The sequence below is a fragment of the Stenotrophomonas sp. YIM B06876 genome, from assembly GCF_030711595.1.
GTDB lineage: Bacteria > Pseudomonadota > Gammaproteobacteria > Xanthomonadales > Xanthomonadaceae > Stenotrophomonas.
The window spans coordinates 36,377-62,754 of the sequence record NZ_JAUJUJ010000006.1 but is presented as its reverse complement, the minus strand read 5'-3'; the positions used below and the strand labels follow the sequence as shown (position 1 = coordinate 62,754).

Genomic DNA, 26,378 nt, shown 5'->3' with positions numbered 1-26,378 from the left:
AGCATCGCGGTCATGGCACACATCCAGCGTGACAGGAAAAAACTGCTTGCCCGCGTCCGCCGCATCGCCGGACAGGTCGCCGCACTGGAACAGGCGCTGGAAGCCGGCGATGACTGCGATGCGGTGCTGGTGCAGATCGCCGCCGCCAAGGGCGCGATGCACGGGCTGATGCTGGAAGTGATGGCCGGCCACCTGAACGACCACATCGTCGCCGAAAGTGACCCGGCCCACCGCAGCCGCGAGGCGGCGGTGCTGCTGGAACTGCTCAAACGCCATGCGCGTTGAGCCCGGACCGGTCTTCACCGCCATGAATGGCCCCCGGCGGGCGCCGCTGGCTGCGCCATGTAAAATGCCGGTCTTTTAGTCAGCAGCCATGGCGAAAGCACCTCAACGGGCGCCCGTTCTGGGCCCGGCGTTCATTCGCCTGCTGGCCCGCTTCACCGACGCCGATGTCTCCCGCCCGCCACCGGCCCTGTCCGAGCGGCTGAACCAGTGGTTTGACTGGAATCGGGCGATCACGCTTTCCAGAGCCTTGGATGGTCGCCTTTCAGAGGCGCTGGACGGCGCTGATTTCGACAGCGCCGAAGACGCCGGATGCGCCCGGATGCGGGCCACGCTGCTGGACAGCATCCACGCCGGTGTGGACACCACCACACCCCGCCGCATCAGCAGCGCCGAACGTGAAGCCCATGCGGGCTACGCTCCGTACCGCCAGCACTATCTGGCCGTGCAGCGCGCGATGCTGGCCACCACCGGCAACCTGCGCGGACGCCTGCGCGAGATGCTGGCCCGGCAGTCGCCGGCCAAGGCGCGACTGGCCGAAGTGGACGCGGTGATGGAGGCCAGCCTGAGCCCGCGCGAACACAGCCTGCTGTCCACCGTCCCGGCGCTGCTGGGCACGCACTTCTCCAGGCTGCACGCGGCCCACCGGCAGAGTGCGGCCCCCCCCGAACCTCCCGATATATCCGAAGATGCCGAACCGGCGCCTTCCGGCCCGTGGCTGGCCGTGTTCGAACAGGACCTGCGCACTGCGCTGCTGGCCGAACTGGATATCCGTTTCCACCCTGTTGATGGCCTGCTTGCAGCGCTGCGTACCCGGTAATCCGCCCCTCATGTCCAAGAATCTGCTTCGTCTCGTCGTGTTCCTTGCCGGTCTGGTTGCCATCGGCTGGATCGGGGCGGGCTATCTCACCAGCAACCCGCTCGGTCTGGTCGTCACCGCGGTGATCGCGGCCTGCTACATCGCCGGTGCACGGGAATTGCAGCGTTACCGGCAAGCCACCGCCACGCTCGACCTGGCTCTTGCCGATATCACGCCGGCCCAGTCCGATCTGGGTGCCTGGCTGGCACGCCTGCACCCGAGCCTGCGCAATGCCGTGCAGCTGCGCGTGGAAGGTGAGCGCGTCGCATTGCCGGCACCGTCGATGACGCCGTATCTGGTCGGCCTGCTGGTGCTGCTGGGCATGCTCGGCACGCTGCTGGGCATGATGGCGACCTTGCGTGGCACCGGTCTGGCGCTGGAAAGCGCGACCGATCTGGAAGCCATCCGCGGCTCACTCGGTGCGCCGGTCAAGGGTCTGGCGTTCGCCTTCGGCACCTCGATTGCCGGTGTCGCCGGCTCGGCCATGCTCGGCCTGCTGTCGGCACTGTGCCGTCGCGAACGCGTGCAGGCGGTGCAGCAGCTCGACGTGCAGCTGGCTTCCACGCTGCGCCCGTACTCGCACGCCCACCAGCGCGAGGAAGCGTTCCGCCTGTTGCAGCAGCAGACCGGCTTGATGCCGACGCTGATCGAGCGCCTGCAGACGATGATGACCACGCTGGAGCAGCACAACCACAACGCCGCCGAACGGCTGGCCAGCAGCCAGCAGGAATTCCACCAGCGCGCCGAAGCCAGCCACCTGCAGCTGGCCACCTCGCTGCAGCAGTCGCTGACCACCGGCATGGCCGAAAGCGCCAAGACTGTCGGCAGCGCCTTGCAGCCGGTGGTGGAAGCCACGCTGGCCGGGCTCGGCCGCGAAACCGCCGCCATGCAGGCCAGTGTCAGCAGCGCCGTGCAGCAGCAGCTCGACGGCCTGGCCGGCAACCTGCAGGCCACCACCCGCGCCGCCGCCGACACCTGGAACGCAGCCACCACGCAGCAGCAGCAGAGCAACGAAATGCTGGCGCAGGATTTTCGCGACAGCTTGCAGCAGTTCAGCGACACCTTCGCCCAGCGCTCGGAATCCCTGCTCGCCTCGGTATCGGCGCATCTGGATGACAGCACCGCGACCGCCGCGCGCGGCTGGAGCCAGACGCTGTCACAACAGCAGGCCCTCAACGAACAACTGGCCGCACGCAACGAGCAGGCGCTGGGCAACGCGGCGCTGGGCTTTGAACAGCGTGCCAGCGCGTTGCTGGACGTGATGCAGCGCTCGCACGCCGGCCTGCAGGAAACACTGGAATCCCGCGATCAGCAGCGCCTTGCCCAGTGGGCCGACAGCTTCGCCACGATGACGGCCGCGCTCCACCAGCAATGGGAACGCAGTGGCGAACAGATCGCCAGCCGTCAGCAGGAAATCTGCGACACGCTGGTGCGTAGCGCCGGCGAAGTCGCCCGGCAGGTGCAAGGCAACGCGGCCGATACCATCGCCGGAATCTCGCGCCATGCACAGCAGCTGGTCAGCGCGGCGGAAGGCTTCGATGCACGCACCGGCAATTTGCTGGACGCCATGCAGCAATCGCACGGCGACCTGCAGGCGGCGCTGGAAGCGCGCGACCAGCAGCGTCTGGCGCAATGGTCCGAGGCGCTGTCTTCGATCAGCACGACGCTGAGCCGGAACTGGCAGCTCAGCAGCGACCACGTCGCCAGCCGCCAGCAGGACATCTGCGATACGTTGGCGAAGACCGCCGAGCAGATGTCGGCACAGTCGCAGGCGCACGCGCGCGACACCATCGCCGAAATCTCGCGGCTGGTACAGAGCGCCTCGGAAGCACCGCGCGCGGCCGCGGAGGTCGTTGCCGAACTGCGCCAGAAACTGTCCGACAGCATGGTGCGCGATACCGCGATGCTGGAAGAACGCGGCCGCCTGCTGTCCACGCTGGAAACCCTGCTCGATGCGGTCAACCACGCCTCCACCGACCAGCGCACCGCGGTGGACGCACTGGTCAGCACCTCGGCCGACCTGCTTGAACGGGTCGGCAACCGCTTCTCCGTCCAGATCGAAACCGAAGCCGGCAAGCTCGACGACGCCGCCGCGCACGTCACCAGCAGCGCGGTGGAAATGGCCAGCCTCGGTGAAGCCTTCGGCACGGCGGTGCAGCTGTTCGGCAGCTCCACCGAGGCATTGAACGAACGCCTGCAGGTGATCGAATCGGCGCTGGAGAAGTCGCTCACCCGCAGCGACGAGCAGCTCGCCTACTACGTCGCCCAGGCACGTGAGGTGGTCGAACTGAGCATGCTCTCGCAGAAGCAGATCATCGCCGAGCTGCAGCAGCTGGGTGACCGTCGCAATGCGCCCGGGACGCAAGCCGGATGAGTGACGAGATCGAACTGGACTCCGAATCCACGTCCACCACCTGGGCCGCGTTCGGCGACCTGATGGCGGTGCTGCTGGGCGCGTTCGTGCTGATCCTGGCCGGCGTCATCGGCATCCAGCTGCAGCTGTCCAGGCAGCTGGATGAAGAGGTCAAGCAGCGCCAGGTGGAGGCGCAGAAACTCAAGACGCTGGAGCAGGCATTGGCCGCGCCACTGGCGGCCGGGCGCGTGACCGTCATCAACGGCCGCATCGGCATCAGCGGCAGCGTGCTGTTCGCATTGAACTCCGACCAGCTGCAGCCCGAAGGCCGCGAGTTGCTGCAGAGCCTTGCCGCGCCGTTGCGCGACTATCTGGGCACGCGCGAGGAAGTGCTGATGGTCAGCGGCTTCACCGACAATCAACCGGTGCGGGTGGGCAATGGCCGCTTTGCCGACAACTGGGAACTGTCCGCCGCACGCGCGCTGACGGTGACGCGTACCCTGATTGCCGATGGCGTGCCATCGTCGTCGGTGTTCGCCGCCGCGTTCGGTGCCGAACAACCGGTCAGCGCCAACACCGATGAAGCCGGACGGGCAAAGAATCGCCGTGTGGAAATCGCACCGATTCCCCGCCCCAAAGTGGACAGCAATGGCGATGCCAGGTAAGCCCGCATCGCCACAGGCACAGCTGGAGGCATGGCGCGGGCAAGGCGCCGACCGTGTCGATCGGACGCGCTTCAGCCTGATCGCCAGTCTGGCGCAGCGCGCGACGCGGTATGAGGGCCGCACGGCACAGCGGTTGCAGCAGCGGCTGGCACAACTGGTCGACGACTACGCGCAGCGCGTGGCCGCATCACTGCAGGCCAACACCGTGCCAGCCACCCCTGCGGTGAGCTCATCTAAGTTGCGCACGCTGCTCGAACATATCGGCAACCGCGCGTCATCGCCGCTGCCGGTGCCGGTGGCGGACCCCACTTCCGCCGTTGCCGCAGAGGCGGCCGGCGATCCTGCTGCGCTGCCGGCACTGGCGCCGCTCGCGGCGTTGGACGAATTCCAGCAGCTGTGGGGCCGCATCCGTATCGACAGCCTGTTGCGGCAATCGCAGGAATCGATTTCCGAAGATGCCGGCCCGTTGCATTCCAGCGTCCTGCTCCACCGCGCCATGAACCTGATGCGCGATATCGCCCCGGAATATCTGCAGCACTTTCTCGCTTACAGCGACGCGCTGTCATGGTTGGAGCAGCTGGACGGCGGCACCACGCGCAACAGCGGCGATACCGTGCGTGCCACCGCTCCCCGCAAAAACACCCGGGCCACCGGCACCCGGCGCAGGAAGCCGCCCGCGACCGAGCAGCAATAGGCGCGCTGCGGTTCGAGTCCGATGCCGTCCGGATTCCGGAATTGGCTCTCACTTTCGCAAGACAGAAGAAAGGCGCAGTTGCCTGCGCCTTGTTCATGCTCCACGGCTGAAAGCACTCAGGCCGCCGTATCCACCAGCACCAGTTCGGTGTCTTCCAGCGCGGTGATATGGATGCTGTCCACGCCGGTGATCGCCGCGCCATCGCGGGCTTCCAGCGTCACGCCATCCACGTCGACCTTGCCGGTGTTGGGCACCAGATAGCCGTGACGGGTGGTGTCGGTGAAGCGGTACTCGGTGCTTTCGCCGGCCTTGAGCGTGGCACCGAGTACGCGCGCATTGGCGCGGATCGGCAGTGCCTCGTCATCGCCGGCCATACCGCTGGCCAAGGCGATGAAACGGCCGGAGCGCCCGCCCTTGGGGAACGGCCGGGTACCCCACGACGGCGTGCCACCACGCTCATCCGGGAAGATCCAGATCTGGAAGATGCGGGTGATGCCCGGTTCCCGGTTGTACTCGGCATGCCGGATACCGCTGCCGGCACTCATCACCTGCACATCGCCCGCCTCGGTACGGCCCTGGTTGCCCTGGTCGTCCTGGTGGGTGATGGCGCCTTCGCGCACGTAGGTGATGATCTCCATCTCGGCGTGCGGATGCGGCGGGAAGCCGGTGCCGGGCTGGATGGTGTCGTCATTCCACACCCGCATCGCCCCCCAATGCATGCGCCCGGGGTCGTGGTATTCGGCGAACGAGAAGTGATGCCTGGCATCGAGCCAACCATGATTGGCTCCACCAAGGCTGGCAAACGGGCGACGTTCGATCATGGCGGGCTCCTGCGTGGCAACGGATTCGATGGGCACAGTCTAGGCCGGCGTCGTGCGGTCAAAAACACAGCCACCGGCAATTCATTGTTTCCATTTGCGGCGTGATCCGGGTCTCCGGGTGCCCTCATTTACGTGGATCATCTGCCCACCCTCGACGCGGGCTGTCTGCGGCAACGCCGGACGACGGGTACCCGCATAGCTGATCCCCTGAGCGGCAACCGCTGCTTTCCGCATGGCACTGCTTGCGCCTTCGATGATCGCGACCTGTGGCCCTACCGCGCCCCTGCCGCTGGATACGCCAGCAGCACCACCAGGTCTTCGTTTCCGGCCTGCTGCAATGCATGGGTGCTGCCGCTGCGGGTCAGCAGTGCATGCCCGGGACCAACCACGTATTGCCGGCCATCCAGCACATACAGGCCATGGCCGCTGACGATGTAGTAGATCTCGTCCTTGTGCTGTGGGTGCAGGCCGATGCCCGCGCCTTTATGAAGCACGCGCTTGCGCATGACGAAGGGCAGATCGTCCACATCGGCGAAGAACGGATAGGCCGTGGTCGGGCCGGCGCCACCGTGCGGGCCGGGTTGTTCACGGCCGATGTCCTGTTCGCGGATCACCTGCGAGCCATGCGGGTTCGGCGCCTCGATCTTCGCCGCAGCCGCCGGTGAAGAAGCTGCCGGCAACGTTGGGGCGCCTGCAGCCGCTATCGCCGGGGCCGTGATCGCCCCGCAATCGATATCACGCTGCAATGCCGCTCTCATTCGCGGCTGCAGATCGACCCAGCCACGCATCACCTGGCAGGCCACGGCGGTGGCGCCGGCCACGCTGAAATGGGTACCGTCGGCCTTGCCCTGCTCGGGCACGAACATGAAGTACGGCTTGGCGCCCTGCTCGCCCAGCGCGCGGATCCATGCCATCGAGCTGGCGTTGAGGTCGATCAACGGCACCTGCTGTTCAGCGGCCAGGCGCTTCATCGATGCGGTATAGCGGCCATGCGTATCCAGCAACGCACCGAAGTCGTAGAGCAAACGCGCCACCGGGGTGATCAGGATCGGCGTTGCGCCCTTCGCGCGGGCCAGCGCGACATAGCGCGACAGGAACTGCGGATAGTCACCATCGGGGTCGGTATAACGCGTGGCGTCTTCGTACTTGGCATCGTTGTGGCCGAACTGGATCAGCACTATATCGCCGTTGCGCAGTTGCTGGCCGATCGCATCCAGACGGCCTTCATCGATGAAGCTGCGGGTACTGCGGCCACCGATGGCGTGATTGCGCACTTCCCATTGCGCAGGTGCCAGCCAGCTCTGCAGCACCTGGCCCCAGCCGGCCTGCGGCGCGCGTTCCGGACCGTAACTGGCGGCGGTGGAATCGGCGGCGATGAAGACCCGCTGTGGCGGCGCTGCGGCGTGGGTCATGCCGGCGATGGCACACAGCCACAGCAGGTGGAAAGCGCTCGGTTTCATGCGGACTCCAGCAACGTGCGGTAATGGGAGCAACGCCGGCGAGCATCGGCCATATGCCGCGCCCCGCGGTTTCGGTTTGGCCGCGTCGCAACCCGTCTCACTCCCGCAACGGCGCGGGAGCGGTTTTCAAACAACAAGGGCGCCACGTGGGCGCCCTTGTCTGCCCGTGGGGGCAATGCAGCGGTGCGGCCAGGCTTACTTGCCCAGCACGCCCTTCACGTAGGCCACGATGTCCGCGTCCTGGGCATTGTCGAAGAACGCCTTCTGGAAACGCTCGCCGCCGACGGCCTGCTTGACCAGCTCCGGGTCGATGGCCTTCAGGCCTTCGATGAAGTTCTTGGACGCGCCCTGCTTGACCTGCGCCAGGATGCCGGCGTTGGCCATCTGCGATTCGCGGCGCTCGGCCGGGTAACCCTGGCCGCGCTCGCCGGCGAATGCCTTCTCGAAGATGTAGCGGATGTTGATTTCCGCGCCCCAGCCGAAGCCCTTGGCGAACGGCAGTGCCAACGCGTTGCCGCTGTTGACCTGGGCGAACAGGAACGCGTCGGTCGGCTCGATGCAGTAACCGCAGAACACGCCCGGCCATGCGTTGAGCGACATCATCGCGCCCTGGCCGGTGCCGCAGCCGGCAACGACGAAGTCGACCGCCTTGGAGTTCAGCAGCAGCGCGGCGCAGATGCCCAGGTGGATGTAGGTCAGGCGGTGGTCGTTGTCACCGTCCATGCCGACGTTGAACACGTCGTGGCCCTGGGCCGAAGCAACGGTGTTGAGCTGCTCCAGCACCACCGGGTTCTTGGCGGCCTGGCTGAATTCCTGCATCAATGCGATTTTCATTGCGTAACTCTCTTTGATGGAAAAACGTGTTCGAGGTGGATGGGCTGAAAGGCGCCCTCATCCGCCCTTCGGGCACCTTCTCCCACAAGCGGGAGAAGGGAAAAACAGATTCAGCCAAGGCTGGGGCACCTTCTCCCTTACGGGAGAAGGCATAACGCAGAGTCCGGCTGAGTGCAGCGGCCGCGCCCGCAGTGAGCAGGCCGCCATCCGTCAGCGGGCCAGCCAGCCACCGTCGACCGGGATGATCGCGCCGTTGACGTAATCCGAGGCGCTGGACGCCAGGAACACCGCGGTGCCGCCGAGGTCTTCCGGCTTGCCCCAGCGCCCGGCCGGGATGCGGTCCAGGATCGCCTTGTTGCGGTCCGCGTCGGCGCGCAGCTGCGCGGTGTTGTCGGTGGCCATGTAGCCCGGAGCGATGGCGTTGATGGTCACGCCCTTGCCGGCCCATTCGTTGGCCAGCAGCCGGGTGATGCCGGCGATGCCGCTCTTGGAGGCGGTGTAGGACGGTACGCGCACGCCGCCCTGGAACGACAGCATCGAGGCGATGTTGATGATCTTGCCGCCGCCCTGGGCGATGAAATGCTTGCCGGCGGCCTGCGACATGAAGAAGGCGGACTTGATGTTGACGTTCATCACGTCGTCCCAGTCCTTCTCGCTGAAATCGACCGCATCGGCGCGGCGGATCAGGCCGGCGTTGTTGACCAGGATGTCGAGACGGCCGAGGCCGCCGATGGTTTCAGCCACCACCCGCTCGATCGGCTCGATGCTGATCAGGTTGGCCTCGATGTTGAGGAAGCGGCGGCCGAGCGCACGCACCTTCTCGGCGGTTTCGTCCGCCGGCACGATGCCGGCCCCGGCGATGTCGGCACCGGCGGCGGCCAGTGCCAGCGCGATGCCCTGGCCCAGACCGGTATTGGCACCGGTAACCAGTGCGACCTTGCCTTCGAGACTGAATGGATTCGTCATGGTGTTTCTCTCCCAGAGCGGTGGTTCGGGTACTTGAAGATGCCGGCGCCGGGCGCCGGAAGGGTCACTTGAGCTGGCAGATATCCAGCACGTGCATATCGGTGTAATCGAGGTTTTCGCCACCCATCGCCCAGATGAAGGCGTAGTTGCCGGTGCCGGCCCCCATGTGGATCGACCATGGCGGCGACACGATGGCCTCGTTGTTCTGGATCACCACATGGCGCTGTGCCTGCGGCTCGCCCATGAAGTGGTAGACGCGGTCGTTGGCGCCCAGGTCGAAGTAGAAATAGACCTCGCTGCGGCGGTCGTGCAGGTGTGGCGGCATGGTGTTCCAGACGCTGCCCGGCTTGAGCACGGTCAGCCCCAGCAGCAGCTGCGAGGACTGGCAGGTGGCCGGCACGATGTACTGGTAGATGGTGCGCTCGTTGCTGGTTTCCAGCGCGCCGCGGTCCAGCGCGACCGCATCCTTGATCGACAGCTTCCGGGTCTGGAAGCGCGCATGCGCCGGGGTCGAGGCCAGATAGAACTGCGCCGGGATGGCGGCATCGGCCGAGGCGAAGCGGACGTCCTCACTGCCCATGGCGATGTACAGCCCGTCCTTCGGGCCGAGCACGTAATCGGTGCCGTCCACGGTGACCGTGCCGGGGCCCGCGCCGACGTTGATCACACCCAGCTCGCGACGCTCCAGGAAGGGATGGCCGGCGGCCGAGGCCGGCTCGGTCTGCCGCGGCAGCTGCAGCGTGCGCGACACCGGCGCCACCCCGCCGAGCACGAAGCGCTCGTAGTGGGTGTACTTCAGCGTCACCGCGTCGTTCTGGAACAGGCCGTCAAGCAGGTACAGGTCGCGCAGCTCATCGTTGCTGGCGCCCTTGAGGGCGTCGGGATGGGTGGCGTAGTGGGTTTTGCAGTACATGGTCATCTCCGGAGCAGAGAGGGGGCCGTGGCCGGATCGGCCCATGCGCGATTTGGAGTCATTCTACCCCTATGGGAAACCGGTGTCATTTTGCGCCGCAAGATACCTGAATTGTTCTGGAACAAACGCTTACGTATTCAATCCTGGGGCGGCTGGCAGGAGTCGCGCACGATCAGGTGCGGCCGCACGCTGGCCATCGGCAGCGGGTTGTGGCCCTCGGGCTGGATCAGCATGGCCGCCGCTGTTCGCCCGGTGTCACGGGTATTGCGGCGCACCGAGGTCAGCGATGGCCACAGCCGCGATGCCAGCGGACTGTCGTCGTAGCCGATCACCGACAGCTCGCGCGGGATGTTGATGCCGGCGCGCATGGCGACCTTGTAGACGCCGGCCGCCATTTCATCGTTACCGGTGAAGATCGCCGTCGGCCGCTGCTTGCCGAGCAGCAGCTTCTCGGCCGCGGCCACGCCTGATTCAAAGGTGTAACCGGCTTCGATGATGCGCCCCGGCGGCAGCTCGATACCGCGGTGCTCCAGGGCCCCGAGGAAACCGGCGGTACGCTCGTGCGCCGAACGGTAGGCCGACGGACCGGTGACCAGGGCGATGTCGCGGTGACCGAGCGAAAGCAGGTAATCGGCCGCTTCGGCGGCGCCGTCGCGGTCATGGGTGATCACCATCTGCGAGGTCTCATCCAGCGGCAGCGACGCGATGCGGGTGAAGCGGCAGCCGATTTCTTCGAGCATGTCGGCCAGCGCCTGGTCCTCGGAAGCACGCGGCACCAGGATCACGCCATGCAGCTTCTGCTGCTGTACGAAGCGGCGTACGCCTTCGATGTAGCCGGGACTGCGGCTGTCGCACGGATGCACCACCAGTTCGAAGCTGGAGCCGCGCAGCGCGTCCAGCGCGCCATATTGCATATCCACGATGTACTGCGCGGTGGGGTTGTCGTAGACCATGCCGATCAGGAACGAACGCCGGAACGCCAGGCCGCGCGCCAACGGATCAGGCGTATAGCCGACCTCGCGCATCAGCGCCTCGACCTTGTCACGGGTGTCTTTGCGCACCAGCGGCGAGTTGTTGATGATGCGCGACACCGTTTTTTTGGAGACGCCGGACAGCCGCGCGATATCGTTGATCGTGGCAGCTTTGGCCCGGACCTTGGTGGCGGGCGCCGCATCAGGCTTGGTGCGCAAGGGCATGTTCCTTCAAACCGTTCAATTCGGGGATTCTATCGGGCCGCGCCGGGTGCAGCGCGGTCGGGCAACAAAAGGAGGCGGAAACTCCCGCTGCCGCGGCCTGAGCGGTGGCAGCGGCGGTGGGCTCCCCGCGCCATGGTCGGGGCAGCCGCTGGCGGTCTTCCGAACGTGACGCCGGTCGTTGCGCGCGCGGCCGCGATCAACCGCGCAGCAGCCCCGGCAGCCACAGCGACAACCCCGGGAAGAACGTCACCACCATCAACACCGCCAGTCCGGCCAGCCAGAACGGCCAGATGCTCTTCATGCTTTCACCGATGCTGATCTTGCCGATGGCGGTACCGATGAACAGCACCGAGCCCACCGGCGGCGTCACCAGCCCCAGCCCGCCGGTCAGGACCAGCACCAGGCCGAAGTGGATCGGATCGATGCCGTAGGCCTTGGCCACGGGCAGGAAGATCGGGGTGCAGATCAGGATCATCGGCGCCAGGTCCATGAAGGTGCCCAGCAGCAGCAGCATCACCACGATCATCAACAGCACCATGGTCTTGTTGTGCGCGAACGACTGCAGCAACTCCACCGCGGCGGCGGGCACCTGCAGGTAGGCCAGCAGCCAGCCGAACACCGCGGCGGCGGCAATCACGAACAGGATCACCCCGGTGCTGCGCGCGGCGTGGGTCACCGTCTGCAGGAATCCGCGCCAGTTGAGCTGGCGGTAGATCACCGTGGTCACCAGCAGCGCATAGACCACGGCGATGGCCGCACTCTCCACCGCGGTGAAGATGCCGGCCCGGATACCGACAAAGATCAGCGCCACCAGACCCAGGCCGGGCAGGGCGGTGATGGTGCGGGTCAACACGGCGCGCATGCCCGGGAACGCTTCCACGCCGTAGCCGCGGCGGCGGGCCACCGCATAGCCGGTGATCATCAGCACCACGGTCATCAGCAGCGCCGGAACCACGCCGGCGGCGAACAGGTCGGCAATGGACAGGCCGCCACCTGCCGCTGCCGAAAACAGGATCAGGTTGTGCGACGGCGGCACCAGCAGCGCCACCAGCGCGGCGGTGATGCTGACGTTGACCGCGAAGTCGCGGTCGTAGCCGCGTTTGACCATCTGCGGAATCATGGTGCCGCCCACCGCCGAGACGTCGGCGATGGCCGAGCCGGAGACGCCGCCGAAGAACAGCGAGGACAGGATCGACACTTGCCCGAGGCCGCCACGCAGACGCCCCACCAGCGAGGAGGCCAGCGCGATCAGACGTTCGGAAATACCGCCGCGCATCATGATTTCGCCGGCGAAAATAAACAGCGGAATGGCGATCAGCGAGCCCGAACCGGTACCTGCCGAAATCTGCTGCACCAGCACGATGCTGGGCAGGTCCAGATACAGCAGCGTGGCCAGTGCGGCAGCGGCCAGCGCATAGGCGACCGGCACACCGATCAGCAACAGCAGGCCGAACAGCGCAAACAGGATGGCGATACCCATGACTCAGCGAGCTCCTTCGATAGCGGCGGGGCGCAGCAGCAATACCAGCCGGTTCAAGGCGAACAGCACCATCAGCGCACCGCCCACGCTCAACGGCAGGTAGTTGATGCTCTGCGGCAGCGGCGCGCCGGCGATCTTGATATGCAGCCCGTCGACCAGCAGTACCCAGCCCCATGCCGCGATCACCGCGCCGATGGCGGCGATGATCAGCGGCACCAGCGCATCGACCAGGCGCCGGAACACCGGATTCAGCTGTTCGGCCAGCAGGTAGAAACCGAAATGGCGGTTGCTGTACACGCCGGCGGCCGCACCCATGCTCATCGCCGTGCTCAGCAACAGCAGCGTCACCGGTTCGGTCCAGCTGGGCGAATCGTTGATGACATAGCGGGCGAATACCTGCCAGGCCTGCACGACCACCAGCCCGAGCAGGGCGGCGACGGCAATGTAGATGACGATATCGGCAATCACCGCAAGGGCGCGCTGGGCACCGTGCGGGGCGGCGGTGGAGGTCGGTTCGGACATCGGACGGGATCTCAGGCGTAGGCGCGGATGCGGCGATGGAGGGAGGCGATATCCGGCTGCTGCAGGTACTGGCGCAGCAGCGGTGCGGCGGCCTGGTGGAAAGCCGGCATATCGACCGCGTTGAACTTCACTCCGTAAGCGGCCACGGCCTGGCGGGCCTTGTCTTCGGAGGCGTCCCATTGCGTGCGCATGACCTGCACCGAAGCACGCGCGGTATCCAGCAACAGGCGGCGATCGGCCGGCGACAGCAACTCGAAACGGCGGCGCGACATCAGCAGCACGTCCGGCGCATACGAATGCTCGCTCTGCGACCAGTAATGCGCCGCTTCGAAATGGCGGCTGGAATGGAAGCTGCGCATGTTGTTTTCGGCGCCGTCGATCATGTGCGTCTCCATGCCGGAGAACGTGTCGCCCAGCGACATCGGAGTCGGATTGGCGCCGAGCATGCGCATCAGCTGGATGAAGATGTCCGAGTTGGCCACGCGCAGTTTCAGGCCATGCAGGTCGTGCGGCTCCACGATCGGATGCTTGGTGTTGTAGAAACAGCGCGGGCCCGAATCGTAGATCGCCAGGCCGACCAGGTCGCGGCTCTCGAACCCCTGCAGCACGCTGTCGGCGATACCGCTGTCCAGCGCATGGCGCATGTGTTCCACCGAGTCGAACACATACGGCAGGCACAGCGCCTGGGTCAGCGGAAAGGCGTTGTTGAGCGCGCCGGAATAGACGCGGGTGATATCGATCGCGCCGAAGCGGGCCATGTCGATCGCCTCGCTCTCGCGCCCGAGCTGGCCGGAGTGGTACTGGCGCAGCTTCAGCCGGCCGCCGGTCTGGCGCTCCAGCGTTTCACCGATCCACTTCACCGCGGTCACGGTCGGATAGTCGGCCACATGTACATCGGTGGCGGTCAGCACGTGGCCGCCGCCGGCTGCGGCACCGCCGGGCGAACAGGCCGACAGCAACGGTGCGGCAAGTGCGCCGATGCTGCCGGTGAGAAAACCTCTGCGAGTGATCATCTGCGCCCTCCCGCGCGTCCCCGCCATCGCCACCGGTCAGCCGGCAGCGACAGCCTTGCAAGAAATATCACCGTAACCAGTGAAGCGGATCACCGCCTGCTGGCCGACCGCGATGTCATGGATGCCGGTGGCATTGCCGGTGGCGATCAGATCGCCTTTCTTCAACGGCCGGCCACGCTGGGCCGACCGCGACAGCGCGAACGCGTAGGCCGCACGCAGGCCGCCGGGCAGCCGCGTGGCGCCACCGGTGCCGACCACCTCGCCTTCGATCTCGGTCTGCGCGCGCAGCGAGGGTTCATCCAGCGTGGTCCAGGCCGGCACTTCCGGGCCCAGGATCAGGCCGTTGTTGTTGCCGAAGTCCGATACCACCGCGAGCGGCCCCAGCACGTTGATCGTCGCCAGCGGACTGCTGGCCACTTCCACGCCGATGAACATCCGCGCCGGCAGCGCCTCGGCCTGTTCCGGGCTCCAGTGCAGCTGGTCGACCGGGGCGTCGGCCTGCAGTTGCAGGACGTATTCGGCCTCGACCGCGGCAAAGCCGCCGGCGCCGGAAAACACCGGAATCTCCACGATGGCACCGGTGGCATTCCAGAGCTTGCGCGAGAAGACCGGGCCCAGCAGGCGGTCGTCGCCGGAGGAGTCGCGGCGCTCGGCGGCGATGTAACCGACCTTCCAGCCGACCACGCGGTCATCCCATTGGCTGATGGCAAGGTCCTGCACGCGATACGCGGTTTCCAGATCGTCCGGGATAAGGCCCGGAAAATCGGACAACGACCCGCCCCGCAGGCGGGCGCTGACAAATTGGCGGGCAATTTCGCCGAGTCCGGCCGGGGGCAGGTCCGGTTTGCCTGGATCGTTGCTCAAGCGCATCTCCTGATGTCTTTGTTGCACTGCCTGTCGACAGTGACCGAGTTGGCTGTATATGGTAAACCGGTGTCATTGGCAATGTGCAGCGCGTCAGAACCCTTCGATTGCGGATCTCCCAGCCACCCCCATGTCGCTCCTCAAACCCTTGCCAGTCTTGCGTCTGCGGCTGTTCGCCCTGCTCCTGGCCGGAGCGGCATTGCCGCTCTGGGCCAGCAGCGGCGAACCGGCGCCCGGCGCCCCCGATCGCATCGCGCTGTGGCCCACTGGAGTGGCCCCCGGGGACAGCGCGTTGTCCGCGCCGGCAAGGATTGTCGAGCGCAGCCCCGCTGCGGAGCTGCCGGACCGCTATATCGAACACGTCAGCGAGCCGTACCTGGTGGTCTACCGCCCCGCCAGGCCCAACGGCCGCGCGCTGCTGGTGATTCCCGGCGGCGGCTACCAGCGGGTGGTGCTGGACAAGGAAGGCAGCGCGCTGGTGCCGGCGTTCGTCGACCGCGGCGGGCTGACCCTGTTCGTGCTGCGCTACCGGCTGCCAGGCGATGGCCGGCCCGACCGCGACGCGGCCCTGGCCGATGCCCAGCGCGCGCTGCGGCTGATCCGCGCCCAAGCCGCGGCGTGGCAGCTGGACCCGCGGATGATCGGGGTGATCGGGTTTTCCGCCGGCGGGCACCTGGCCGCCCGTCTGGGCACCGGCTTCGACCAGATGGTCTATCGGCCGGTGGATGCGGCCGACCGCCTCAGCGCGCGGCCCGACTTCCAGCTGCTGGTGTATCCGGTGATCACCATGGCCGGAGAGGATGCCCACCCCGGCTCGCGCCAGCGGCTGCTCGGCGATGTCGCGGACCCGGCGCTGTTGCAACGGTACTCGCCGCACCAGCAGGTGAGCGCGCGCACTCCGCCCAGCTTCCTGCTGCACGCCCAGGACGACGCCGTGGTGCCGGTCGGCAACAGCCTCGTGTTCTACCAGGCACTGCAACGTGCCGGCATCTCCAGCGAAATGCACCTGTTTCCGCACGGTGGCCACGGTTTCGGCATCCGTGGCAGCGCGGGCCTGACCACGGCGGCATGGCCGCAGCTGGCGCTGGACTGGATCACCACGGTTACCGAGGACCCCACCCCATGAGCGAACACCCCGCGCATCCCGCCCGCCGCGCTTTCCTGCGCCAGACCGCGCTGTGCACCGCCGGCGCCGGGCTGGTGCTGGCCGCGCCGCTGGCCGCTGCCGCCGCCATACCCGGACCGCGCCCCGGTTCCCCCTCGCTGGCGCGGGTGCGCAGCGGACGCATCGGCGGCCAGCGGGAGCAGGGTATCCATGTATTCCGCGGCATTCCCTACGGCGCCGATACCGCGCCACAACGCTTTCAGCCGGCGCTGCAGGAAGTGCCATGGCGGGGCGTGCGCGACGCCCTGGACTATGGCGCCGCGGCGCCGCAGAGCGGCAGCGAGGGCCCCGGCAGCGAGGATTGCCTGTTCCTCAACGTGTGGACGCCGGCGCTGCGCGATGGCCGCAAGCGGCCGATCCTGTTCTATATCCATGGCGGCGGCTTCAACAACGGCTCCGGCAGCGATCCGCTGTATGACGGCGGCAACCTGTGCCGGCGCGGCGACGTGGTGGTGGTCACGGTCAACCACCGGCTCAACCTGTTCGGCTACCTGTACCTGGCGCAGCTCGGCGGCGCCGGATTCGCCGATTCGGGCAACGTCGGCCAGCTCGATCTGGTGCAGGCGCTGCAGTGGGTGCGCCAGCACGCGGCCGAATTCGGCGGCGATGCCGGCAACATCACCGTGTTCGGCCAGTCCGGCGGCGGCGCCAAGATCGCCACGCTGATGGCGATGCCCGCCGCGAAGGGGCTGTTCCAGCGCGCGTGGACCATGAGCGGACAGCAGGTGACCGCCGCCGGGCCGCGCGCCGCCACGCAACGCGCGCAGCAGGTGCTGCAGCATTTCAACAGCGATGCCCACGCGTTGCGCACGTTGCCGATGGAAAAACTGCTGGAGGCGGGCAAGCTGCGCGATCCCTCGCGGGTGGAGAACACCGGCCTGTATCTGGGCCCGGTGCTGGACGCGCGCGCGTTGCCGCGGCATCCGTTCTACCCCGATGCCGCGCCGCAATCGGCGGGTATCCCGATGGTGATCGGCAACACCCATGACGAAACCCGCGCCTTCCTCGGCAACGATCCGGCCAACTTCACGCTGGACTGGGACACGCTGCCGGCCCGGCTGGAACAGCAGCAGTACGTGGATCTGCTGCCATCGGTGGTGATTGCCGAATACCGCCGGCTGTATCCGCATTACACGCCCTCGGACGTGTTCTTCGCCGCCACCACGGCCGGCCGCTCCTGGCGCGGTGCGGTGGAGGAACTGGAAGCACGCGCGCGCCAGGATGCGCCGACCTGGGCCTACCAGCTGGACTGGTACGACCGCACCGGCGAGGCGGCGAAACTGCGCGCCTTCCACACCCTGGATATCCCGCTGGTATTCGACAACATCGGCCAACCGGGGTCGCGGACCGGCCACAGCGCGGACGCGCAGCGCGTGGCCGGCCGCATGAGCGATGCGTTGCTGGCCTTCGCCCGCAACGGTGATCCCAACCATGACGGCCTGCCGCGCTGGGATTGCTACCGCCTGCCGCAACGCCAGACCTTGCTTTTCGATGTCGACAGCCGCCAGGCCGACGATCCGCGCGGCGGCGAACGCAGGCTCTACCAGCAGGCTCCGTTCATCCAGCGCGGCACCTTCTGAGGCCTTTGATGATCCATTTCCGTTGCCTGTGGGCCACCTTGGTGCTGGCCGCCGCCAGCGCCCACGCCGCGCCGGACCCGTCGTCCGGCGAGCGCCCATCGCCGAACCCGGTCCGCGCCAGCAAGATCGTGCTGGTGGGCGACTCCACCACCGCGGTGCACAGCGGCTGGGGCGCGGCGTTCTGCGCCAGCCACGTCACTTCTGCGCTGAGCTGCGTGAATCTGGCCCGCGGCGGCCGCAGCAGTTACAGCTACCGGGCCGAGGGCTCATGGGCGCTGGCGGTGCAGGAGATGCGCCGCGGCGGCTATCAGGACGTGCATGTGCTGATCCAGTTCGGCCACAACGACCAGCCTGGCAAGCCGGGACGTTCCACCGATCTGGCGCGGGAATTTCCCGACAACCTGCGCCGCTACGTGCGCGAGGTACGCGCTGCAGGGGCGATTCCGGTGTTGCTGACGCCGCTGACCCGGCGCCAGTTCCGCGACGGCCAGCTGCTGGACGATCTTGCCCCGTGGGCCGAAGCCACGCGCACGGTGGCAGCGGAAATGGCGGTGCCGCTGGTCGATCTGCATGCCCGTAGCCGCGCCGCGGTGCAGGGCCTGGGCCCGGTGCTGGCCTTGCGTCTGGCCCAGGCGCCGGCCTCGCCGCTCCAGGTCAGCGCCGCGCAACAGGGCACCACCGTGGACAACCCGGCCGCGGCCAACGTGCCGCCCGTTACCCCGCAAACCCTGTCCCCGCCCGAGCCGATGGCGCAGGCAAAGACCGCGTTCGACTACACCCATCTTGGTGCGCAAGGCGCGGGCCTGTTCGCGGCGATCGTCGCCGATGAACTGGCCCGTCAGGTGCCGGCGCTGCGGCGCAACCTGCTGCCCTGAGTCGCGGGCGCGTCGGCGCGTCAACGACGTCGCATAAGCGCAGCACGGCCGGCGCGCCGGGAAAGCCGGAACATTCCGTTAACCGCGTTCACCTAGACTGCGGCCATGCCTCACGATATCAGCGGGTATCCGACCTTTCCTGGCCGCGACCGTCTGCTTGCCGCCATCGACCACGCGGTGCAGGGCGGCGACAGCCCGCAGGTCACCGCCGCCTTGCAGCAGGTGCTGCGCCAGGCCATGGCCGATGCGCGCATCCGCCTGCCCGGGTGCGTGCACCAGCCCGTGGCCGGCCACTACGCGCGCCGCGAGCTGTACCGCAGCGCCACGCATGGCTACAGCATCGTGGCGATGACCTGGGGCCCGGGACAGGCCACGCCGCTGCACGACCACGCCGGCCTGTGGTGCGTGGAAGGGGTGTGGAGCGGCGCGCTGCAGGTCACCCGCTACGAACTGGTTGAACGCGACGGCGAGCACTTCCGCTTCGACGCCCGTCAGGGCCTGCTGGCCGGGCCGGGCAGCGCCGGCAGCCTGATTCCGCCGCAGGAATACCACACCCTGTGCAACCCGGGCCGCGAGCAGGTCGCCGTCTCGGTGCACGTGTACCAGGCAGCGCTGGAGCGCTGCACCATCTTCGTGCCCGACCCGGACCGTGCGCCGTGGTATCTGCGCGCGGAGCGGGCACTGCAGAACGATGGCCAGGGCGGTGCGCCCCGCCCCGCATCGGCGATGCCGCTCCGCCGATAGCGCGGGCCGGCCACCACGCGCGGCCGCAGCCATCCTCACGATGGCCACGGTCACGCCAGCCGGATCAGCGCAACGGCAGCACGTTGTTGAGCCGGGTCACTTCTTCGGCCCCGTTTTCCTGCGCCACCCGCACCCGCGCCCCGTCGCGCCGGAACCCGGCCGGCAGCGGCAACTGCACGGTGACGGTCTTGGGCCGCAGGTCGCTGGGCGCCGGCAGGGCCGGGATCGCCACGCGCGCCACTTCCCTGCCGCGCGCATCCTCCAGCACCGCCACGCCCGGCATGGTGGCCACATGGCCCAGGCTGTGCACGGTCAGCTGCAGCTGCTCGCCGTCGATGCGCAGGTCGCCGCGGCCGATGCCCAGGTCCGCGCGCTTGTCCACCGGGGTGCCGGGCTGGATGCGTTCGAATTCGAACAGCTGGGTCTTGCCGGGCAGGAATTCCAGCGCGGTCGCCATGCTCTTCTCGAAGACGAACTCGCGGGTCGACGGTTTGCCGTCGATACGGCCATCGCCATCGGCATCGATGCCGCTGCGCACCCGCCATTGCCCCGGCGCCACGTTCCAGCCGGTCATCTGCGCCCGCTCGCTGCGCTTGCCCAGGTTGTAGGCGGTGACAGTGAAGCGCTCGGGCGAGGGCGCATGCACCAGCAGCGCGACCTGTCCGGCGGCCTCGGCGTTGTCGAAGCGCCAGCTCACCGTATGCCCGGGCCAACTCTGGTTGCGCTTGAGCGCGATCCCGCCCAGCCGTGCGCGCTGCAGGAACTCGCTGGGCGCCTCGACCCGGTCGCTCCACCAGTGGCCTTCGGTATTCATGTACTCGCGTTGCGCCTTGGCCTGGATGCCGTCGGCATGCAGCGCTTCCAGATACGTCCTGTCGCCGGTGGCCTGCCACGCCATCAGGCTGGAGAACCCGGTGTTGCCGGCATCGGCATCGGCGATCAAGCGCGGGTTCCAGTCCTGGCCACGGCCCAATACCTCGACGAAGTTCTCGCCCAGGTTGGACAGCGCCCCCGGGCCGCCGCGGGCGACGCGGTAGTCCAGTGCCTTCAGGTATTTGTCATCGCCACTCCAGCGCCACGCCGCCCAGAACAGGTGCATCGTGTCGCCGCCGCCCGAGCCCTGGTTCAACTCGCCGCCACGGGTCTTGCCGGTGGCCCAGTTGATCTCGTTGGGCAGCACCCAGACGCCATCGTCGGCGGTGTAGCCATGGGCCAGGTAGCTGTCGGCCAGGCCGGTGACCAGTTTGCGGCCGGTCGCATCGGCGTTGTAGTCGCCCAGCAGGAACGCCGGGTGCAGCGCCGGGAACGAATACGGCTTCTGCCACTGCCAGTTCGGTTCGCGGTAGACCTTGTTGCCGCCAAACCAGTTGCTGGAGAACAGCAGGTGGCCGTGCGGATTGGGCAGGATGATGCGCTCGTCGAACGCCTTGACCGTTTCCATCAGCCGCTCGACGGTCAGCGGATCGCCCCAGTTGAGGTAGAGCATCGCGCTGTTGGCGTTGATGCCTTCCTCGTAGGAATGCAGCTCGTCGGTCTCGATCGTGCTCAGGCCGTTGGCGAACATGCCGTTCCTGTAGACCGCGTCGGACAGCGCGGTCAGCGAGGCGTTGAGCCGGTCCGGCTGCACGCCCATCAGCGCCAGCCCCGGCCACTGCTGGGTCAGGTCGGTGTCGTCGGAAATACCGCCGCCGAAGTCGCCGTACTCGACCTGGCGGTGGTCGATCCACCAGTCGACGAAGCGGCGCACGTACTTGAGGTCTTCGGTCTGGCGGAACGCCCACAGCGGCACGCCCTTCGGCGCCTGCGGCTGGGTGAACGGCGGCCGGCCCTGGCTGTTGTAGCTGATGTAGTTCCAGTACAGCCGGCCCAGTTCGTGCTCCGGGTCGACCCGCAGCAGATCGCTCAGATCGGCGTAGACGCGCGCATACAGCCGCTGCCGCTTGGAGGTGGTGTGTTCCTCGACCAGGAAACCCCAGTTGTCACGCACCTGGTTGAAGCGGTCGGCCACGTGTTCGGTGATCGCCTGCTTGCGGTCCTTGAACACCAGCCGCACCTCGGCGCCATCCAGCGCAGCCGCATTGAAGCCGGGCGCGGCCGCGGCGATCGACAGCCACAGGCTGTCGGCGGTGAGGATGCGATCGCGCAGATCCAGCCACAGCGTGCGCTTTTCACCGGGTTTGACCGAGACCGAGACATCGATCATGTCGCGCGCCGGCCAGATCGGGTCCTTGATGCGGATATTGAGCGGGATCACCTTGCCGTCGGCACCGTCGTGGGTGGCGGCAAGGTCCAGNCGAGACATCGATCATGTCGCGCGCCGGCCAGATCGGGTCCTTGATGCGGATATTGAGCGGGATCACCTTGCCGTCGGCACCGTCGTGGGTGGCGGCAAGGTCCAGCGCCGGCAGGTCGATGGCGATGCCATCCAGCCCGTCATGCATGTTTTCCCAGCTGTGCGCCCAGCTGCGGATCAACGGCTGCGCGGCCGGGGCATCGCCGACGCCGGAGGGAATCAGCACGTGCACGATCGGCAGCGGCGTGGCCGGCAGGGTATCGGCAGCGCGTTTGCGCGAACCCGCGCCCTTGGGCAACGCCATCACCATGCTGCGCTCGGCTGGGGCGAAGCGGCCGTTGATGTAGTCGCGCAGCGCGGCGACGTTGGTGTAATCCGGCAGCACCGCGCTGTCGATCAGGTAGCGCTGTTTGACCGTGCCTTGCGGCTCGGCCGCGTCGCTGACCTGGTATCCCCAGATCTCCTGGATCGGGGTTTCCTGCTCGACATTGGAGAAGCGCAGCTGGCCGCCGCGCTGTGTGGCAAAACTGTCGACGCTGCGCACCACGCCCCGCGGCCGGGTGAACAGGGTGCCGGCGCTGCCGTCCAGCGTGCCGAACGCGGCGCCGCGGATCTCGATGCGGTTGATGCTTTCAGCGGCCGGGAGGGTCAGGTCCAGGTGCTGGCCGCCTTCGACATAGGTGTTCCAGTCCGGCAGCTGGAAATAGTCATTGCGTCCGGGCAGGCGCGAGCGGTTGTAGACGCCGGGCCAGGTGGTTTCGGCGATGCCGTCGGTGGCCTTCCACATCCACTGCTTCTTGTCCTTGACGTCGGCGAACTCGACCTTGCGGATCGAGGTCACCGGCGTGGCCAGCAACGGCGGCGGCGCGCCTTCCCAGCCGTAGCGATGCCACCAGGCGCGAGCCGAGGTACGGCCGGCCCCGGCACCGCGCGGCTCGGCATTGCGCACCAGTGCGGCCACCGCGGCGGCATCGAGCATGCGGTCGTAGACGCGGATCTCGTCGAAATCGCTGCCGCGCAGGAAGTTGTAGCGGCTCTGCACCTGGTACGGCGCCATGACCCGGCCGGCCAGGCCGAACTGGTCCAGCGCCGCGTCGTAGTCACCGGTGGTCTGTGCGCGTGCCACTTCCTTGCCATCGACGAACAGGACCACGCCGCGGTCTTCATCCCAGCCGAAGGCGATGTGCTGCCACTGCTGCGGCGAGGGATTCTGGTCGAGCTTGAACGACACCCGGGTGCGAGCCAGATTGGCATCGGTGACGAAGGCATCGAAGCCCTGGCCGTTCCAGTCGATGCGCAGCCACGCCATGTCCCAGCTGCTGTGGTCGGCGTAACCGACGCGGAAAATCACGAACGGCGCCTCGCCCACGGCATAGCGCGAACGCCAGAAGAACGACAGGGTGCCGCGTTCGCTGTGGATATTGCCCGGCGCATTCCACGACAGCACGCCGTCGTCCTGCCACTGGATGGCACGGCCGAAGGCACCGTCCTCGACCAGGCTCACCTTGTCCTGGAAATTGGGGATGGCATCGCCGTCGGCGTGGTCGGCCACCAGGCCCTGGTCGGCGGAAACCCGGAACAGCAGGTGTGGCGAGGAATCGTGGGCCGCGGCCGGCAGCGTGGCGAACAGCGCGGTTGCCAGCGCCAGCGGACGCAGGGGGGAGAGCTTGAAACGTCGTGACATCGTGCATCTCTTGGTGACGTGCGACCGAGCATCCCCATCGCACGCGGTGGGCCAAGTTAGCGACGCCAACGCGTCTGCACATTCTGCGTCGCACCATAAAAGACATGCCCCGGCACGTGGCCGGGGCATGGGTTACCGCATCAGAACTTGTAACGCAGGCCCAGTGTGTACTGGCGGCCGGTCTGGCTGTATTCCAGCGGCAGCGACACATTCGGGTTGGACACCCACGACTCCTGTGCCTGGTTGGTCAGATTGGCGCCTTCCAGGCTGACTTCCAGCTGGGCGTTGATCTTGTAGTGCAGCGAGGCATCGATGAAGGTGGTGCCGCTCTGGCCATGCACACCCTGGGCGGCGCTGTCGAAGCCCACCTCGGTCCCCGGCACCTGGATCAGGTAATCGTCACGGTGGGTCGCCGAGACCCGGCCGGACCAGCTGCTGCCTTCATAGAACAGCGTGGTGTTCCACGCGTTCTTGGACAGGCCGGTCAGGTTGGTCTTCTGCGCGACCACGCCGCTGCTGGTCAGGTACTGGATCTTGGAGTCGACGTAGGTGTAGTTCAGCTGCGCGCCGAGGTTGGACCAGTTGCCCGGCAGGAAGGTGAACGGCTGGGTGTAGTTGAACTCGACACCGGTCAGGTCACCGCCGGGGGTGTTGATCGGCACGGTGAACACGAACTCGTCGCTGGGGCTGGCGGTGGTGCCATTGAGCAGGCTGTCCGGCAGGCCGCTCTGCGAATACACACGGCTTTCGCGGGTGTTCTGGATGAAGCTCTCGATGTTCTTGTAGAACAGGCCGACGCCGAGCATCGCGCCTTGTTCGAAGTACCACTCGAAGCCCAGGTCGGCGGTCTTGGCGCGGATCGGATCCAGCAGCGGGTTGCCGCCGCTGACCGTGCGCGCACTGCCGCTGACGTTGACCGTCACGCCCGGGGTCAGGGCGCCCAGGCCCGGACGCGACATCACCTTGGCCGCACCGAAGCGGATCAGGAAGTCGGGGGTGATCTCGGCCACCAGATTCAACGACGGCAGGGTGTCGCTGTATTCGCGCTGCACCGTGGTGGAAACCGGCTTGCCGCTGGCGGTGGCCACACCGGTGGAGGTCTGCTGGGTCTTGACGTAACGCACGCCGAAGTTGCCCGACAGCGGGATCGAGCCGATGTCGGTGGAGAACTGGCCCATCAGCCAGCCGCTGCGGTCCTGCTCTTCGACGCTGCGGATGCTGGCGGCGTAGTCGCTCAGGGCGAACGTGCCCTGATTGCTGAAGATCCCGAACTGGTCGGCAATGGCGCCGAAGTTCGGTACCACCCACTCGCCGGGCGCGCCCTTCAGGCCGCTGAGCTTGGCCAGCTGGGTCATGTCGGCCGGCACCTTGGTGTTGCCGCTGGCGAAATTGGGAACAATGGTTTCAGTGGCGGTACGCCGGCGCTCCAGCGAATCGAAGCCGAAGTTCTTGGCCTGCACGCCACCGGACAGCGTGAACGCCGGGCCCACCACCCACGAGAAGCCCAGGTCACCCGTATTGAACTCGTTGGTGACGTAGTTCTGGCGCAGGCGGATGGTGGACAGCGTCCAGCCATTGGGATCGGTCGGGTCGAAGCCGTAGTTGAACACCGGCTTGTTCTTGTTGCCACGGTAATCGTAGCTGTAACCCTGCACATCCAGCTTGTCCATCATGATGGTCGCCTGGACCGGATTGTCATGCCTGGAACGGGACGTGCCCACCTTGCCGGTGAGGGTGATGTCGTCGGTCAGCTTGTGCTCGCCATCCAGGCTGAGCTGGTAGAAATCCGTGCTCCACTCGTCATGGCGGTTCTCGGCGCGGATATCGACGTTGTCCATCTGTGCGTAGACCAGCGCGCCATTACGCACTTCGCCGTTGTTGACCAGAATCTGCGACTTGCCGGCGGCGCCGGTCTTGCTCAGGCCATTGGCCTCGATGTAGTTCTCGTCGCGCTTGGCATCGATCTTGGAGTACAGCGCGTCCAGGCTGAAAAGGGTGCGGTCGCTGGGCTTGAACTGCAGCGCGCCGGTCACGCCCACGCGCTTCTGGTCGTGTTTCATCAGCGTATAACGCGGAAAGCGCGGCGCAAAGACGTCCGCGCGCAGCGCATCCTTGAATGCGGAGTTCGGGTTGAAGCCGCCATTGGTCGGACCACCGGACCAGCGCACCGTGCCGGTGCCTTCTTCCACCGTGTCACGCTCGGAGTAGGCCACCGACAACAGCGCGCCGAACTTGCCGTCGGCCCAGCTGTTGGAGACCAGTCCGGCGAAGCGCGGCATCGCCTTCTCCGAGGCATCGTTGTAGGCCGCCTGCACGTTGCTGACCAGGGTGAAACCGTCGTAATCGAACGGGCGCCCGGTGCGCAGGTCGACGGTGGCGCCCAGCGAGCCTTCGTCCACGTCGGCCGAGGCGGTCTTGCGCACGATCAGCTGCGAGAACAGGTCCGAGGCGAACACGTTGAAGTCGAAGCCGCGGCCGCGGTTGGTACCGCCCTGGCCATCGCTGCTGCCGACGGTGCTCAGTGCTTCGAGCCCGTTCAGGCGCACGCGGGTGAAGTCCGGGCCCAGGCCCCGCACGGAAATGCTGCGACCTTCGCCGCCATCACGGGTGATCACCACGCCGGGGATGCGCTGCAGCGATTCGGCCAGGTTGCTGTCCGGGAACTTGCCGATGTCCTCGGCGACGATGGCATCGACCACGCCGGTCTCGCCGCGCTTGATGTCCAAGGCCTTCTCGACGCTGGCGCGGTAGCCGGTGACGGTCACCGTGTCCAGGTCGGTGGCGTTCGGAGCGGGGTCCTGCGCCATCGCGGCGCCCGCCTGCAGCGCCAGGGCGATGGAAACCGCCAGCAAGGTAACCGGTGTCTTTTTCCGTGCGGTATGTGAGTGCATGTTTTTCCCTCTCCCAAGGTCCTACATGTGACTGCTGTTATTTATGAGGTCACGCGGATGACACCGCTAGCCAAACGCGACGTTAACAGTTGGAATCGGGTCAGGCATCTTGCACTGCAACAGCCGCCGCCATTGGTCGAAAGCACTGCGCCGTCGAGGTTTGACCCTGTGAAACCGGCTCCGCCCAGGGCGGCAAGGCTAGAATGACACCGCTGGCCAATTGC

The 26,378-nt window shown here is 67.1% G+C and carries 20 protein-coding genes and 1 pseudogene; 9 read left to right on the top strand and 12 right to left on the bottom strand.

The genetic code is table 11. The features are described from left to right. Window positions 1–12: 12 nt before the first annotated feature. From QZH66_RS04655 to QZH66_RS04635, 5 genes are all read left to right on the top strand, one after another. Window positions 13–285: a metal/formaldehyde-sensitive transcriptional repressor gene (locus QZH66_RS04655; RefSeq protein ID WP_305804793.1), complete on the top strand. Its 273-nt coding sequence runs from the start codon at window positions 13–15 to the stop codon at window positions 283–285. Window positions 286–373: 88 nt separating this feature from the next. Then, window positions 374–1,102 carry a DUF3348 domain-containing protein gene (locus QZH66_RS04650; RefSeq protein WP_305804792.1) on the top strand — a complete coding sequence of 243 codons (729 nt, stop codon included), beginning with the start codon at window positions 374–376 and terminating at the stop codon, window positions 1,100–1,102. A gap of 10 nt (window positions 1,103–1,112) precedes the next feature. Beyond that, on the top strand, window positions 1,113–3,515 hold the full coding sequence (locus QZH66_RS04645; RefSeq protein ID WP_305804791.1) for a DUF802 domain-containing protein: 2,403 nt from the start codon (window positions 1,113–1,115) through the stop codon (window positions 3,513–3,515). After that, window positions 3,512–4,159, top strand: coding sequence for an OmpA family protein (locus QZH66_RS04640; RefSeq protein ID WP_305804790.1), 648 nt, complete (start codon window positions 3,512–3,514; stop codon window positions 4,157–4,159). The genes QZH66_RS04645 and QZH66_RS04640 overlap by 4 nt, the downstream gene beginning before the upstream one ends. Beyond that, a complete protein-coding gene (locus tag QZH66_RS04635; protein ID WP_305804789.1) occupies window positions 4,149–4,853 on the top strand; it encodes a DUF2894 domain-containing protein in 705 nt (234 codons plus the stop codon). Before QZH66_RS04640 ends, QZH66_RS04635 begins: the two co-directional genes overlap by 11 nt. A 116-nt stretch (window positions 4,854–4,969) precedes the next feature. Here the strand turns inward: QZH66_RS04635 and QZH66_RS04630 are convergent, their stop codons facing one another. The 10 genes from QZH66_RS04630 to QZH66_RS04585 all read right to left on the bottom strand — a co-directional run bounded on the left by QZH66_RS04630 (window position 4,970) and on the right by QZH66_RS04585 (window position 14,928). Beyond that, on the bottom strand, window positions 4,970–5,674 hold the full coding sequence (locus QZH66_RS04630; RefSeq protein WP_305804788.1) for a pirin family protein: 705 nt from the start codon (window positions 5,672–5,674) through the stop codon (window positions 4,970–4,972). A gap of 272 nt (window positions 5,675–5,946) precedes the next feature. After that, the gene (locus tag QZH66_RS04625; RefSeq protein ID WP_305804787.1) at window positions 5,947–7,134 is read right to left on the bottom strand and encodes a GDSL-type esterase/lipase family protein; all 1,188 of its coding nucleotides are present in this window, start codon (window positions 7,132–7,134) and stop codon (window positions 5,947–5,949) included. A 195-nt stretch (window positions 7,135–7,329) separates the two neighbouring features. Next, on the bottom strand, window positions 7,330–7,968 hold the full coding sequence (locus QZH66_RS04620; protein WP_305804786.1) for an RpiB/LacA/LacB family sugar-phosphate isomerase: 639 nt from the start codon (window positions 7,966–7,968) through the stop codon (window positions 7,330–7,332). 210 nt (window positions 7,969–8,178) lie between these two features. Then, on the bottom strand, window positions 8,179–8,934 hold the full coding sequence (gene kduD / locus QZH66_RS04615) for a 2-dehydro-3-deoxy-D-gluconate 5-dehydrogenase KduD (protein ID WP_305804785.1): 756 nt from the start codon (window positions 8,932–8,934) through the stop codon (window positions 8,179–8,181). A 64-nt stretch (window positions 8,935–8,998) separates the two neighbouring features. Beyond that, window positions 8,999–9,853 carry a 5-dehydro-4-deoxy-D-glucuronate isomerase gene (gene kduI / locus QZH66_RS04610; RefSeq protein WP_305804834.1) on the bottom strand — a complete coding sequence of 285 codons (855 nt, stop codon included), beginning with the start codon at window positions 9,851–9,853 and terminating at the stop codon, window positions 8,999–9,001. A 131-nt stretch (window positions 9,854–9,984) separates the two neighbouring features. Continuing rightward, the gene (locus QZH66_RS04605) at window positions 9,985–11,037 is read right to left on the bottom strand and encodes a LacI family DNA-binding transcriptional regulator (RefSeq protein WP_305804784.1); all 1,053 of its coding nucleotides are present in this window, start codon (window positions 11,035–11,037) and stop codon (window positions 9,985–9,987) included. 202 nt (window positions 11,038–11,239) lie between these two features. Then, window positions 11,240–12,523, bottom strand: coding sequence for a TRAP transporter large permease (locus QZH66_RS04600; protein ID WP_305804783.1), 1,284 nt, complete (start codon window positions 12,521–12,523; stop codon window positions 11,240–11,242). Window positions 12,524–12,526: 3 nt separating this feature from the next. After that, window positions 12,527–13,045: a TRAP transporter small permease gene (locus QZH66_RS04595; protein WP_305804782.1), complete on the bottom strand. Its 519-nt coding sequence runs from the start codon at window positions 13,043–13,045 to the stop codon at window positions 12,527–12,529. An 11-nt stretch (window positions 13,046–13,056) separates the two neighbouring features. Beyond that, window positions 13,057–14,058, bottom strand: coding sequence for a TRAP transporter substrate-binding protein (locus QZH66_RS04590; RefSeq protein WP_305804781.1), 1,002 nt, complete (start codon window positions 14,056–14,058; stop codon window positions 13,057–13,059). 36 nt (window positions 14,059–14,094) lie between these two features. Continuing rightward, on the bottom strand, window positions 14,095–14,928 hold the full coding sequence (locus QZH66_RS04585; protein ID WP_305804780.1) for a 2-keto-4-pentenoate hydratase: 834 nt from the start codon (window positions 14,926–14,928) through the stop codon (window positions 14,095–14,097). Window positions 14,929–15,052: 124 nt separating this feature from the next. Between QZH66_RS04585 and QZH66_RS04580 the strand changes: the two genes are divergently transcribed. From QZH66_RS04580 to QZH66_RS04565, 4 genes are all read left to right on the top strand, one after another. Next, a complete protein-coding gene (locus QZH66_RS04580) occupies window positions 15,053–16,048 on the top strand; it encodes an alpha/beta hydrolase (RefSeq protein ID WP_305804779.1) in 996 nt (331 codons plus the stop codon). Next, complete coding sequence (locus QZH66_RS04575; protein WP_305804778.1) at window positions 16,045–17,667, top strand: carboxylesterase/lipase family protein; 1,623 nt, start codon at window positions 16,045–16,047, stop codon at window positions 17,665–17,667. Before QZH66_RS04580 ends, QZH66_RS04575 begins: the two co-directional genes overlap by 4 nt. An 8-nt stretch (window positions 17,668–17,675) precedes the next feature. Continuing rightward, on the top strand, window positions 17,676–18,542 hold the full coding sequence (locus QZH66_RS04570; protein ID WP_305804777.1) for a rhamnogalacturonan acetylesterase: 867 nt from the start codon (window positions 17,676–17,678) through the stop codon (window positions 18,540–18,542). A 105-nt stretch (window positions 18,543–18,647) separates the two neighbouring features. Then, a complete protein-coding gene (locus QZH66_RS04565) occupies window positions 18,648–19,286 on the top strand; it encodes a cysteine dioxygenase family protein (protein ID WP_305804776.1) in 639 nt (212 codons plus the stop codon). 64 nt (window positions 19,287–19,350) lie between these two features. Here QZH66_RS04565 and QZH66_RS04560 read toward each other — a convergent pair. Together QZH66_RS04560 and QZH66_RS04555 are read right to left on the bottom strand one after the other, a co-directional pair. After that, window positions 19,351–23,263 (bottom strand): annotated as a pseudogene (locus tag QZH66_RS04560) (LamG-like jellyroll fold domain-containing protein). Between the two features lie 140 nt (window positions 23,264–23,403). Next, window positions 23,404–26,154, bottom strand: a complete 2,751-nt coding sequence (locus tag QZH66_RS04555) for a TonB-dependent receptor (protein ID WP_305804775.1) — start codon at window positions 26,152–26,154, stop codon at window positions 23,404–23,406. Between the last annotated feature and the right edge of the window lie 224 nt (window positions 26,155–26,378).